Source organism: Lacibacter sp. MH-610 (assembly GCF_045780045.1).
GTDB lineage: Bacteria > Bacteroidota > Bacteroidia > Chitinophagales > Chitinophagaceae > Lacibacter.
Genome location: NZ_CP116002.1, coordinates 2,971,036 through 2,984,273, shown reverse-complemented (window position 1 = coordinate 2,984,273; position 13,238 = coordinate 2,971,036). Strand labels below are relative to the sequence as shown.

At 41.0% G+C, this 13,238-nt stretch carries 9 protein-coding genes; 7 read left to right on the top strand and 2 right to left on the bottom strand.

Translation table 11 applies throughout. The annotated features are described in order from the left end of the window. The first annotated feature begins 59 nt into the window (after nt 1-59). From purL to proC, 4 genes are all read left to right on the top strand, one after another. Complete coding sequence (gene purL / locus PDL71_RS13760; protein ID WP_407522028.1) at nt 60-2,294, top strand: phosphoribosylformylglycinamidine synthase subunit PurL; 2,235 nt, start codon at nt 60-62, stop codon at nt 2,292-2,294. Between the two features lie 247 nt (nt 2,295-2,541). Further along, nucleotides 2,542-3,567 carry an ADP-glyceromanno-heptose 6-epimerase gene (gene rfaD, locus PDL71_RS13755; RefSeq protein WP_407522026.1) on the top strand — a complete coding sequence of 342 codons (1,026 nt, stop codon included), beginning with the start codon at nt 2,542-2,544 and terminating at the stop codon, nt 3,565-3,567. An 11-nt stretch (nt 3,568-3,578) separates the two neighbouring features. After that, nucleotides 3,579-4,583 (top strand): SGNH/GDSL hydrolase family protein, encoded by a 1,005-nt coding sequence (locus PDL71_RS13750; RefSeq protein ID WP_407522024.1) that lies wholly within the window; start codon nt 3,579-3,581, stop codon nt 4,581-4,583. 50 nt (nt 4,584-4,633) lie between these two features. Further along, nucleotides 4,634-5,422, top strand: a complete 789-nt coding sequence (gene proC, locus PDL71_RS13745; protein ID WP_407522022.1) for a pyrroline-5-carboxylate reductase — start codon at nt 4,634-4,636, stop codon at nt 5,420-5,422. Here the strand turns inward: proC and PDL71_RS13740 are convergent. After that, nucleotides 5,419-6,534: a hypothetical protein gene (locus PDL71_RS13740; RefSeq protein ID WP_407522020.1), complete on the bottom strand. Its 1,116-nt coding sequence runs from the start codon at nt 6,532-6,534 to the stop codon at nt 5,419-5,421. The two genes, proC and PDL71_RS13740, sit on opposite strands and share 4 nt — an antisense overlap. Nucleotides 6,535-6,598: 64 nt before the next feature. On the opposite strand from PDL71_RS13740, the gene PDL71_RS13735 reads away from it, so the two are divergent. The 3 genes from PDL71_RS13735 (at nt 6,599) to gndA (ending at nt 11,926) form a co-directional block, all read left to right on the top strand. Continuing rightward, the gene (locus PDL71_RS13735; RefSeq protein ID WP_407522018.1) at nt 6,599-7,675 is read left to right on the top strand and encodes an outer membrane beta-barrel protein; all 1,077 of its coding nucleotides are present in this window, start codon (nt 6,599-6,601) and stop codon (nt 7,673-7,675) included. 141 nt (nt 7,676-7,816) lie between these two features. Beyond that, nucleotides 7,817-9,466 carry a CTP synthase gene (locus PDL71_RS13730; protein WP_407522016.1) on the top strand — a complete coding sequence of 550 codons (1,650 nt, stop codon included), beginning with the start codon at nt 7,817-7,819 and terminating at the stop codon, nt 9,464-9,466. A gap of 573 nt (nt 9,467-10,039) precedes the next feature. After that, nucleotides 10,040-11,926, top strand: coding sequence for an NADP-dependent phosphogluconate dehydrogenase (gndA, locus tag PDL71_RS13725; protein WP_407522014.1), 1,887 nt, complete (start codon nt 10,040-10,042; stop codon nt 11,924-11,926). Here gndA and PDL71_RS13720 read toward each other — a convergent pair. Further along, the gene (locus tag PDL71_RS13720) at nt 11,923-13,233 is read right to left on the bottom strand and encodes a gluconate:H+ symporter (protein WP_407522013.1); all 1,311 of its coding nucleotides are present in this window, start codon (nt 13,231-13,233) and stop codon (nt 11,923-11,925) included. The genes gndA and PDL71_RS13720 overlap by 4 nt on opposite strands. Nucleotides 13,234-13,238: the final 5 nt, after the last annotated feature.

Here is a 13,238-nt window from a genome sequence, read left to right as displayed (position 1 = left end):
CTTTCCACAGCATCAAACCATTCCTGCAGCAATCGTACTTTTGCGCTTTCTCACACATTATGGAAGTAACAGTTAAAACAGCCCAACAACTTCGCTTAACCGAAGATGAATTTGAACTTATTAAACAGAAATTAGGACGCACGCCCAACTTTAATGAACTCTGTGCCTTCAGCGGTATGTGGAGTGAACATTGCAGTTATAAAAACTCCATCAAGTGGTTAAAGACATTGCCACGTGATGGCGGACGAATGCTCGTAGCTGCAGGTGAAGAAAATGCGGGGTTGATGGATATTGGTGATAACCTGGGAGTGGTATTTAAAATTGAAAGTCACAATCACCCCAGTGCTATTGAACCGTTCCAGGGAGCTGCAACAGGTGTGGGTGGTATTCACCGGGATATTTTTACGATGGGTGCACGCCCCATTGCTGCACTCAACTCCTTACGCTTCGGTAATCTGAAAGAAGCCAAAACACAACATCTCCTGGGTGGTGTGGTGCATGGTATTGGTCATTATGGCAACTGTTTTGGTGTGCCTACTGTTGGCGGTGAAATTTATTTCGAAGAATGCTATCATACCAATCCATTGGTAAATGCAATGAGTGTGGGTATTGTTAAAGCAGGTGAAACTGTGAGTGCTACTGCAGCGGGGTTAGGTAATCCTGTTTTCTTTGTAGGAAGTGCTACCGGTAAAGATGGAATTGGCGGCGCCAGTTTTGCCAGTGCTGATATTACAGCTGAAAGTGCGGAAGAATTACCTGCCGTTCAGGTGGGTGATCCGTTCCAGGAAAAGAAATTGTTAGAAGCTTGCCTGGAAGTAATACAAACAGGTGCTGTTGTGGGTATGCAGGATATGGGTGCGGCAGGTATCATTTGTTCTACTGCGGAAATGAGTGCCAAAGGCGCCGTAGGAATGCGCATTGATCTGGATAAAGTACCTACACGTCAGCAGAACATGAAGACATGGGAATTATTACTCAGCGAAAGCCAGGAACGGATGCTTATGGTGGTGGAGAAAGGAAAAGAACAATTGGTACTGGATGTGTTTGAAAAATGGGATTTGCCTTGTAGTGAAATTGGTGAAGTAACAGATGATGGTTTGCTTAAGTTTTACATGCATGGTGAACTGGAAGCAGAAATTCCGGCGTATGAATTAGTGCTCGGTGGCGGTGCTCCTCAATACACAAGAGAATATAGTGAACCGAAATACTTTGAACAAATCAAACAGTTCAATGCGGATGCCATTGCGGTACCAACAGATTTAAAAGCAGTAGCAGAGCAATTGATTCAAATCCCGAACATCGCCAGCAAAAAAGTAGTCTATCATCAATACGACAGTATGGTGGGAACCGGTAATACATCTACCAACAATCCTACTGATGCACAGGTGGTGCATGTAAAAGGAACCAAAAAAGGATTAGCTGTAACTACTGATTGTAACAGCCGCTATGTATTTGCTGATCCTTACAAAGGTGCTATGATTGCGGTGAGTGAGGCGGCAAGAAATATTGTGTGCAGTGGTGGTGAGCCTTTAGGCGTTACCAACTGTTTGAACTTTGGTAATCCTTATGATCCGCAGGTGTATTACCAGTTTGTACATGCGATCAAAGGCATGGGCGATGCCTGCCGAAAATTCAATACACCTGTTACGGGTGGTAATGTGAGTTTTTATAATCAAAGTCCTGATGGCCCTGTGTATCCTACACCAACCATCGGTATGGTCGGCTTACTGGAAAACATCAACGATCGTATGACGCTTGATTTTAAAGCCGAAGGTGATGTGATCTTTTTAATCGGAAAGTCTACCAACGATATTGCCAGCAGCGAATACCTGCACAAAATTCATGGTGTAGAGTTCAGCCCTGTTCCTCATTTTGAACTGGAAGAAGAATTTGCATTACAACAGAAGATAGCAGCACTCATCAGCAAAAAAATCATTGCGAGTGCACATGATGTGAGTGAAGGTGGTTTGTTTACGACCTTGCTGGAAGCATCGTTTAACCGCAATCTTGGTTTTGATGTTACGGCTGCTGATGCAGGTATCCGCAAAGACGCTTATTGGTTTGGCGAAGGTCAAAGCAGGGTAGTGGTGAGTGTGAAGCCGGAGAAAGTGGCGTTGTTGCGTAATGAATTAAAAGACTTTCCTCATGCTGAATTGGGTTTTGTTACCAATGGTTCAGTAGTGGTAGATGGTGCTGATTGGGGTTTGAGTTTAACCTGGAAAGAAAAATATGATGCAGCCATTGAAAATTTACTGGCAGGTCATGAAAGTGAGCATGCTTTAACGGCATTATAGTAAGTTTCCAACTATAGGTTGTAATTATAAATAACTGTAGATGGTTATTCTTGAGTTTATTTTGGAATTTTTAATTCAGATAGTTTGGGAAGGAGTACTTCGATATGTAGGAGCCTGTGTTCGATTTATATTCTCTAAAGATAACTTTCAAGAATCATTTCGTAATGATAATAGCCCTTTAATTGGTTTAGGTTGTCTTTTTTTATTTATAGTAGTTTTCTTTTGGTTCAAATAGTAATTATTAGGTATGAGTTCAAATGAAAATAATAGAGGCTTACAGGTTACCCCTTCTGGGGAAGAGGGAGGCGCTATCATTGTTACAGGTGCTGCTGGGTTCATTGGCAGTTGCATGGTGCAATACCTGAACGAGTTGGGCTATACCAATTTGATTTTAGTGGATGAGTTCAGCCGTGCTGATAAAAAGCCCAACCTTGACGGAAAGAAATTTCAATTCACCATTGAAAGGGAAGAATTATTTACATGGTTGTATTCCACTAAGCCAAAGATTGATTTTGTAATTCACCTGGGAGCAAGAACAGATACAACAGAATTCAACTACAGTATTCATCAGCATCTCAATGTGGAATATTCCCAGCATATCTGGAACTATTGCACAGTTAATAATGTGCCGCTTATTTACGCCTCCTCTGCGGCGACTTATGGGGATGGAGCAATGGGTTATAAAGATGAGCATACGCTTTGTTACGATTTAAAACCTCTGAATCCTTACGGCATTTCTAAAAACGAGTTTGATAAATGGGTGTTGCACCAGGAAGATCATCCGCCGTTTTGGGCAGGTTTGAAATTCTTCAATGTGTATGGTCCCAATGAGTATCACAAAGCCCGCATGGCCAGTGTTATTTTTCATTCTTTCAATCAAATTCAACAAAACGGTTTTGTAAAACTGTTCCGTTCCCATAAAGAAGGGTTTAAAGACGGAGAACAGCTTCGTGATTTTGTATATGTGAAAGATGTGGTGAAAGTGATTGGTTGGATGATGCAGCATCAACCGGCATCTGCCATTTACAACCTGGGAACCGGCAAGGCCAGAACTTTTTATGACCTGGTGAAAGCCACTTTTACAGCACTGGGTTTAGAAACAAAGATTGAATTCATTGATATGCCTGAAGATATCCGTGACAAGTATCAATATTTTACGGAAGCTGATATGGCTAAACTCAGGAACGCCGGTTATAACGAACCATCTTACAGTTTGGAAGAAGGCGTTACAGATTATGTTGCCAATTATCTTTCACGCAACAGGTATTATTGATAACTTCCTGTATGCGAAAACGGCTCCGCATCATACGGTATTTTTTGTTTCTTGTATTTATAACTTCTTTCATTACCGTATTACTTGTTCATCTGTTTGAAAAAAACAGGCTTGATCATACGTTCAGTGGTCCTTATTTTCAGAAAGATACCCTGGCAGTTGCCGTGCATACCCCGAATCTTCAAAAAGATGAACTTTTTGCGGAACACCCATCGGGCCGCATCCGCAAGCAATACAACAACAAAGGTTTTATCAGCGCTGGAATTACTGCTGATGTAAAGACGGGTACCCGCCGTATCCTTTTCACAGGCGATTCCCATACAGATGGTGTTGTATGGACAGAAGAAAACTTCTGCACCCTTTTACAGGATACATTGAATCAAACAAAACAATCTGTTGAAATACTTAATGCAGGATCCGGTTTCTACAGTTTTGAAAATTACAAAGGCGTTTTGCAACGTAACCTGTATTTGAAGCCTGATGAGTTTGTGATTATGGTTTACACAGGTAATGATTTTGTTGAGAACCTGTTCTATGATTATCATTGGTACAATCCGCTGCAATCGCTCCGGCAGTTCAGAGCAAGGCTGGGGTGGAGGTATCAATATCCATTGATGTACAACAGCCAGTCTTTAGCACAGGTTTTATACTTCTCCTTTTATCCCCTGCAGGAGCAGCAGGCAGTGGCAATTGCAAAAGAAAACCTGAAGATGATTGATGCGCTTTGCCGCAAGAATGAAATAGCACTCAAAATTGTATTTATTCCTTCAGCATTTGATGTTGATACCGGCTATCAGCAAAAAATTCAAAAAGCTTATTCATATACTAACCAAGAGCTTACGGTGAACCGCAGGCTTACAACAGAACTTTTACAATGGTGCAAAGCGGCATCTGTTTCAACTGTTGATTTGTTTAATGATATGAGTCCCGAGTTGTTTTATCAGGAAGATCAGCATCTCAACCCGGCAGGTAATCAAAAAATAGCCCGTTTACTCAAACCTTTCTTTCTCAAATAGAACTTGATGGCAGCAGTGCTTTGAGTTACCTTTGTTACAAAGCACATCACATGAATAAGAAAATAGCCATCATCGGCGGCGGTAATTTAGGAGTAGCCATTGCAGAAGGATTGATCAAGAGCGGTTTCTCTCTTCCTGAACATATCATCATTACCAAGCGGAACATCAAAACCCTTACGGATATTGAAAGTAAAGGTGTACTCGTTACCAGCGATAACAATGAAGCCGTTCGTTATGCTGACCTTGTGATATTGGCTGTAAAGCCGTTTCAAATAAAAGAAGTAGTGCTTGGTTTCAAAGATGAATTGCAAAGTACACGACATACATTGGTGAGTGTTGTTACCGGTGTACTCATAAAAGATATGCGTGAATGGGTGGGCAATGATATTCCGGTAGTGCGTGCTATGCCTAATACGGCCATTGCCATACAGGAAAGCATGACCTGCCTGAGCTCACACAACACCCCTCAGGAACAACTGGATTATGTGCATGACCTGTTTTCACAACTCGGCCGTGTAGCGTTGATTGAAGAAAAACTGATGGATGCTTCTACTGTTTTAGGTGCCTGCGGTATTGCTTTTGCACTGCGTTATATACGAGCCAGCATTCAGGGTGGTATTGAAATTGGTTTTGATGCAAAAACAGCCACACTCATTGCTGCACAAACGGTAAACGGCGCTGCTGAATTATTGATTCAGAAAGGTACACATCCTGAAGCTGAGATTGACAAAGTAACTACACCACGTGGTTGTACCATTGCAGGATTGAATGAAATGGAACACCGTGGTTTCAGTTCTTCATTGATACGTGGTATAAAAGCGAGTTATGAAAGTATTTAATAAAGAATACCTGTTTCAAGATCCAGTTGCAATAGTTTTACGAGGAGTTTATATTTTGATGAGTTTCTTAGTGATTGACCGATGGCGCCACCTACAAATCCGGGTAAATCAGATCCTGTGTTGATACCGGTGCCTCTGAAAGGCCTTGGTATTCTATAAGTCATGTCAATTTTTTTTGCTCCTTTACAATAGAAAATATCGTTGTACCTGATCAGTTCAAAAAAAGCATTCGCACCCTGAATATAGATACGCTCTCCATCGCTGAACCCCCAGATTTTTCGTAGCGGAATTTCGAGGCCTGCTGCATCTTTTACGTACAGCACATCAGCAAGAGACATTTTCTTAATTTCAAAGTCTTTGATACCGGGTTTGTTATTTTTAAATTCATCGTACGACTGATAAACTCCTTTAACAGGTTTTTCATCACTCAGGATTCTGATGTTTTTAAAGCTGCTTGAAAAAGAATCAACCTTATCAAAAGTTAATTTTTTGCCTTTTGTAATCTTTTCATTCAAATCAATGCTTGCTACTGAAGCAATACCTGCTTTAATACTTTGTTGCAGGTAAGTTTCAACTTCAGATTCTTTCATTTTGTTGTCAATGATAATAGTGTCGTATCTCTGTAAGGGTGTAAAATAGCCTTGTTTCAAAGCATAAAATTCAAAAGTAGTACGTACGCCGCCGGTATAGGCTGTTTGCATTCTCCTGTCATTGTCATTGATCCACTTGTTTTCAAATTCGGAGCTTATCCAGAGTCTGCGGATAATCATAATGAGTTGGTGTGAGGCAGTGTCTTGAAATTCAGAAAAACTATGAATGTATTTTTCTGTTTCGGAAACAGTACTTGTTTTAAACCTGTAATATTTTGTATTATAATTTCCGTTTCCGTTAAAGGTTTCAAAATGAGTAATACCTGCAACAGACGTGTCTGTACGATAATCAAGTATTTTGATTGAATGATAAGGCAGCAGACTTTTTTCTTTAGGTGTTTCATTTTTAAAGTTGATCATTACGGGACTAATATCGCTGAAAAGTTCGTTGTGGCCGCTCCCTGATTGGGCACATAGAAAAGAAGGTAGCAGGGAAACTAAAAGCAGTAATGTGTATTTCATACAAGCAATTTATTTATTCTTTGCCTAATTTAGAACCGGAATGAAAGGAATGAAATATTTTTTAATGATTCTTTTCCTGTCTATTGAAAACAGGCTAATTGCTCAACACAAAGATTCTTTTGCTGTTCAACTCTTTACTGAAGTGTATGCATCCTCTGTTCCCAATCAACCTTTTAATAAACTCCGCCCGGCATTTCAATACAACTATACAAAAGCAAACAATGCGGGTGTAAACATGTCTTTAGCCAGAGTGCATTTTTCCACGCAACGTTTCAGAACCAATTTTGGATTAATGGCGGGTGATTATGCAACGGCCAATCTTGCAGCAGAAGAGCCTTGGGCAAGAGCGGTTTTTGAAGCCAATGTGGGAATAAAACTTTCTAATAAAAAAGAATTGTGGCTGGATGCCGGTTTGATGCCATCCCATATCGGTTTTGAATCAGCTATCGGAAGAGATAACTGGGCGGCAACAAGAAGTATTGTGGCAGATAATTCACCTTATTATGAAACTGGTCTGCGTTTCAGTTTTCAACCCAATGCCAAATGGTATATGGCTGCACTGGCACTTACAGGCTGGCAGCGAATAACATTTGCACAGGAAAAGAAGCACCCTTCCTTTGGAACACAGATCACCTTTAAGCCATCCTCAAAATTCAGCATCAACCATAGTTCTTTTGCAGGCAAAGCACCTTATTCCTTTGCATCTGTAAACCGTTATTACTCCAATCTGCACACTACAATCCAGTTGCACAAGAATCTTGCCATGTTCATTTGTTGGGATATAGGAATTGAATACAAACCAAATGCATTCAGAAAAAACGCCACCTGGAATGCCTGGAATGCACAGGTTCAATACAAACCTTCCGGCAGCAAGTGGCAATTCAATGCCCGTTATGAGCGGTTTATTGATCGCAACACCATTCTGTTTGAACTGCCGGAGCAGATTTATCACCAGTTTAATGTGCATCACACCTCCATCAACATTGATCGTTTGCTGGGAAAAGGCTTTTTACTGCGTGCAGAAGCTAATTATCAATCATCCCCTTACCCGATTTTCAGAAAAGACACCCGATTAACGTATCGGCAGTTCAGTGCCTTCCTCATCACTTCGTATAACTTTCAATATTCCAAAAAAAGATAGCTGTTTTCTTACCCTGTTTTTCCACAATAAAAGGTTTGATTTTTTTCAATAAAAAAATCACCGTAGGTTTGCATGACCTCCACGATTTTATTTCCACTTTTTACATTGCGGGAAGGTCAGCAAAACCGAAATTCTTTTTTTATGGCCAAGTACATTTTTGTTACCGGTGGCGTAACATCTTCATTGGGTAAGGGTATTATAGCAGCTTCGCTGGCGAAGTTGTTACAGGCCCGTGGGTTTAAGGTAACAATCCAGAAATTCGACCCCTATATTAACGTTGATCCCGGCACTTTGAATCCTTACGAGCATGGTGAATGTTTTGTAACGGATGATGGTGCTGAAACAGACCTCGACCTTGGTCATTATGAGCGTTTCTTAAACATTCCTACATCACAGTCTAACAACGTTACAACCGGCAGGGTTTATCAAACTGTTATCAATAAAGAGCGTGAAGGTGCTTATCTCGGTAAAACGGTGCAGGTAGTACCGCATATTACGGATGAGATCAAACGCCGTATGTTGCTGTTGGGTAAAGATGGCAGGTTTGATATTGTGATTACAGAAATCGGCGGAACGGTGGGTGATATTGAATCCTTACCGTTTGTAGAAGCTGTTCGACAAATTCAATGGGAATTGCCGGAAGAAGATTGCCTGGTGGTACATCTTACACTCATTCCTTATTTGAAAGCAGCGAAAGAATTAAAAACAAAGCCCACCCAGCACAGTGTGCGTATGCTGAGCCAGGAAGGGGTACATCCTGATATTATTGTTTGCCGTACTGAAAAACCATTGAGTACAGAGCTGCGCCGTAAAATCGCTTTGTTCTGTAATGTAAAACAGGAAGCGGTGATTGAAGCCAGTGATGCGGCTACTATTTATGAAGTGCCTTTGTTGATGTTGAAAGAGAAACTGGATGTGATCTGTTTGAAAAAACTAAGTGTTACCATTTTTCCTGAGCCGGATTTAGATAACTGGAAACGATTCCTCGACAAACTGAAATATCCCAAGAGCCAGGTTAATATTGGCTTGATCGGAAAATACATTGAACTGCAGGATGCGTACAAATCCATCCTTGAATCTTTCATTCATGCAGGTGCTATGAATGAGTGTAAGGTAAATGTGGTGAATGTACACAGTGAATTCATTACTGAACAGAATGTAAGTGAAAAACTCGCCGGTCTGGATGGTTTGCTGGTGGCGCCCGGTTTTGGTAACCGTGGTATTGAAGGAAAGATTACCGCTATTAAGTATGCACGTGAAAACGCATTGCCTTTCTTTGGTATTTGTTTGGGTATGCAAATGGCCTGTGTGGAGTTTGCACGCAATGTGTTAGGACTGAAAGAAGCACATTCTTTTGAAATGAATCCTGAAACACAGGATGCGGTAATTGATCTCATGGAAGAGCAGAAGAAGATTACGGCCAAAGGTGGTACCATGCGTTTGGGTTCTTATCCCTGCGATATAAAAGCCGGTACATTGGCAGAGAAGATCTACAGCAGTCAGCATATTAACGAACGTCACCGTCATCGTTATGAGTTTAACAATAAATACCTGCAGGCATTTGAAGAAGCAGGCATGGTAGCCAGTGGCACCAATCCTGAAACAGGTTTGGTAGAAATCATTGAGAATCCAAAACATCCATTCTTTATCGGTGTGCAATATCATCCGGAGTTGAAGAGTACGGTAGAAAAACCGGCACCATTGTTTGTACATTTTATTAAAGCAGCCAAAGACTATTCAGAAAAGCAACAGTCTATCAAAAATCCGTTGCTGGAGAGTGAGATGATATGAAATGAAAGTGAGAAATTGAAAATGAAAAATTAGAAAGTGAGGGCGGTGCCTTCACTTTTTTTGTTGCCGGAGCGAGATGTAATGCTATTCAGACTTTTAAACTATGCTTAATTTAGTTTCTAAGGTGTCTGACGTTTTCAACGTCCTGACACCAGTAACTATTTTGAAATTCGGAGTGTGGTATCAGGACGCCGTTTAGGCGTCAGATACCTTAAAATCAGGAAGAATTGAAGTTATTTATTTAAAACAAATTAAATATCGAATTGGTATTAATAGTATTCAACTTATAACATTAAAATATGAGTCAACCATTTTAAAGGTTAGGAGATTTTTCCAATGTCGAAATGACGAGAATACTTTTTTTAAGATATTTATTTATGGTTGCAGTCTTTTTCTTTTCACCAAGTCTCGCAAGTAACCACGCCGTCATTTCGAACAGAGCCATAGGAGTATTCAAATTATATTACTGTTGCGGCGGAGTGAGAAATCTCTAAATCCTGATGAACTTAAAAATCAATAAGCCTTTTATTCTTGTCATTTCAAAACATTCATTTTCTTTCCTAACTTCCTCCCATGCAAACCATCCTCTTTATCATGGGTGTTTCCGGCAGTGGCAAAACAACTGTTGGGAAATTATTGAGTGAACAAACAGGTATTCCTTTTTTTGATGGGGATGATTTTCACTCAACTGCTAACATTGAAAAAATGAAAGCAGGAATTCCGTTAACGGATGAAGACAGGGCAGCCTGGTTGCAAAGCCTGAATCAATTGGCAAAAGAAAATGAAACAAGAGGAGCTGTGATTGCCTGTTCAGCTTTAAAAGAAACATACAGGCAACAATTAGCTGATGGATTGCACCATGTGCAATGGGTGTATTTAAAAGGCAGCTATGCGTTAATTCATGAACGGATGTTGCAACGGCCGCATCATTATTTTTCAGCAGCCATGCTGCAAAGTCAATTTGATATTCTGGAAGAACCTTTCCATGCATGGGTATTTGATGTGCAGGAAGACCCGCACAGTATTGCAGCATCCATCTTAAAACATTTTGTTATGCAATCAGATTTCGGGATAATTGGATTAGGCGTAATGGGGAAAAGCCTGGCGTTGAATATGGCGGGGAAAGGAGTGAAGCTTTCATTGTACAACCGCTATGTAAAAGGTCAGGAAGAAAAAGTAGCTGAACAATTTATCACTCACAATCCAATATTGAAAGAAGCAAAAGCTTTTGAAGATCTTTCTGCGTTTGTGCAATCACTGGCTATGCCCCGTAAAATTTTGCTCATGGTAAATGCCGGTGCGGCTGTTGATGCTGTGGTTGAAGAGTTGAAACCTTTACTTTCAAAAGGTGATATTATCATTGATGGCGGTAATTCTTTTTATAAAGACACGGAAAGGAGAATACAGGAGTTGAATCAATATGGTTTTCATTTTATTGGTGCCGGTATTTCAGGAGGGGAAGAAGGCGCATTAAAAGGTCCATCTATTATGCCGGGAGGTGATGCAACTGCTTACAGTCAGGTACAACCCATTCTTGAATCTATTGCGGCAAAAGATAAAAGCGGAAAGCCCTGTTGTGCTTATATCAGTAATGGCGGCAGCGGACATTTTGTAAAGATGGTGCACAATGCCATTGAGTATGCAGAAATGCAGTTGCTGAGCGAAGTGTATGCTGTAATGCGGAATGGATTGCAACTCTCACAGGATGCTATTGCAGCAATATTTCAACAATGGAATGAAAAGGAACTTAACAGTTATTTGTTAGAAATTACCATTGACATTCTGCAAACAAAAGAAGGAGAGGATTGGTTGCTGGATAAAATTCTGGATACCGGCAGCAGTAAAGGAACAGGAAGCTGGGCTGTAGCTATAGCAGCGGAACTGGGAGTGCCTGCAGGTATGATGACATCGGCTTTGTATGCCCGTTATCTTTCTGCACAAAAGCAAACAAGAGTACAGGCAGCAGCAGCGTTGAGTACATCCCAAGCTTCTGTATCAATTTCAACAGAACAGTTACAGCAGGCTTATGCATTGGCACGCATCATCAATCATGTACAGGGTTTTGAATTGATCAAAACGGCTGCTCTAAAGTATCAATGGGGTATCAACTGCAGCGAGCTGGCGAGAATATGGACCAACGGTTGTATCATCCGTTCAACACTCATGGAACAATTGACAGGTATTGTTTCAGCAGATAATCTATTACTTCATCCGTTGATAATAACATCCATTCAGCAACAACTTGATTCCTTAACTCAAACGGTAACGGCATCACTTCAAAGCGGTATAGCAGTTCCTGCGTTGTGTGAAGCATTGCATTATATCCATGCCATGAGTACGGAACAGTCTGCTATGAATCTGATCCAGGCACAAAGGGATTATTTTGGAGCACATACGTATCAACGGATTGATGATGCAAGTGGAAAGGCTTATCATACACAATGGAAGAACGAAAATTAGATAAACAGATCCAAAATCAAAACACCAATCAATCCCATCACCGCCACAATGGTTTCCATCACACTCCAGGAACGGATGGTATCTTTTACAGAGAGATTAAAATATTCTTTGAACATCCAGAAACCGGAATCATTTACATGAGAGAACATTAAACTGCCGGCACCAACAGCCAGCACCATCAGTTCAGGATTTACCGCTCCATTGCCTGCTAAAGACGCAACAATACCGGCTGCTGTTAATCCGGCAACAGTTGCTGAGCCAAGGCATACACGAATAACAGCGGCAATCAACCACCCCAATACTAATGGATGAACAGGGATGCTGCCAAGCTGTTGTGCAATGGTAGTATTTACGCCACTGTCAACCAATACCTGTTTTAATGCACCTGCCCCGGCAATGATGAGCAGAATCACTGCTACTTCTTTTACAGCATCACCATACCAGTTCATGATTGTTTTTAAAGCGTAACCTTTTCGCCAACCAAGAACATACGTTGCAAACAATAAGGATATTAAAAGAATGATTACGGGGTCACCTATAAAAGTTAACAAGTCCTGTACCTGTTTGGAAGGAGTGCTGATGAATGGAATAATTGAAAAGATAATGAGCAATACAGCAGGCAATAATGCTGAAGTATAACTGCTCAAAATTCCGGGTAATGATTGTTTTGTTTCATGCTGCTGAAACAACTGAAGTGGTGGCGTTTTGATACGTTGCATTGTTTTGGCGAAAATTGGCCCGGCAACAATGATAGCCGGAATGGCGATGATGATGCCATAGAGTAACACTTTGCCCGGAGCCGCCTGTAACTGTACACTCAAAGCCATGGGAGAGGGATGTGGTGGTAAAAATCCATGTGTAACAGAAAGAGCAGCCAGCATGGGTATGGCAATCAGCAAGGTATTGGCACCCGTACGATAAATAACAGCAAAGGCCAATGGCACCAGTAACACAAAACCTACATTGTAAAATAATGGAATGCCCACAATAAAACCGGTGAGCATCATGGCCCATTGTAGTTTGTTGGTACCAAACAGTTGAATGAGTGAATCAGAAATGGTTCGGGCCGCACCTGTTTCAGCAACTAATTTACCCAGCATGGCACCGAGGCAAATGATTACAGCCAGTTCGCCCAACATACTTCCAATTCCTGTTTTCACAGAGCCCGTTAATTGTGATATAGGAATACCTAACAGGTATCCGGTAATGAGCGAAACAATGAGAAAGGCTAGAAAGGGATGCAGCTTCATCCATGCAATGAGCAGGATGAGTGTTGTTAATGCCAGCAGAATGATGAGTATGGTCATGCCTG

Excerpts from the sequence above, each read along its gene's own strand:
- PDL71_RS13740 (WP_407522020.1), bottom strand. The coding sequence starts at position 6,534 with ATGAAATACACATTACTGCTTTTAGTTTCCCTGCTACCTTCTTTTCTA.
- PDL71_RS13750 (WP_407522024.1), top strand. The coding sequence starts at position 3,579 with ATGCGAAAACGGCTCCGCATCATACGGTATTTTTTGTTTCTTGTATTT.
- PDL71_RS13730 (WP_407522016.1), top strand. The coding sequence starts at position 7,817 with ATGGCCAAGTACATTTTTGTTACCGGTGGCGTAACATCTTCATTGGGT.
- purL (WP_407522028.1), top strand. The coding sequence starts at position 60 with ATGGAAGTAACAGTTAAAACAGCCCAACAACTTCGCTTAACCGAAGAT.
- rfaD (WP_407522026.1), top strand. The coding sequence starts at position 2,542 with ATGAGTTCAAATGAAAATAATAGAGGCTTACAGGTTACCCCTTCTGGG.
- PDL71_RS13720 (WP_407522013.1), bottom strand. The coding sequence starts at position 13,233 with ATGACCATACTCATCATTCTGCTGGCATTAACAACACTCATCCTGCTC.
- gndA (WP_407522014.1), top strand. The coding sequence starts at position 10,040 with ATGCAAACCATCCTCTTTATCATGGGTGTTTCCGGCAGTGGCAAAACA.
- proC (WP_407522022.1), top strand. The coding sequence starts at position 4,634 with ATGAATAAGAAAATAGCCATCATCGGCGGCGGTAATTTAGGAGTAGCC.
- PDL71_RS13735 (WP_407522018.1), top strand. The coding sequence starts at position 6,599 with ATGATTCTTTTCCTGTCTATTGAAAACAGGCTAATTGCTCAACACAAA.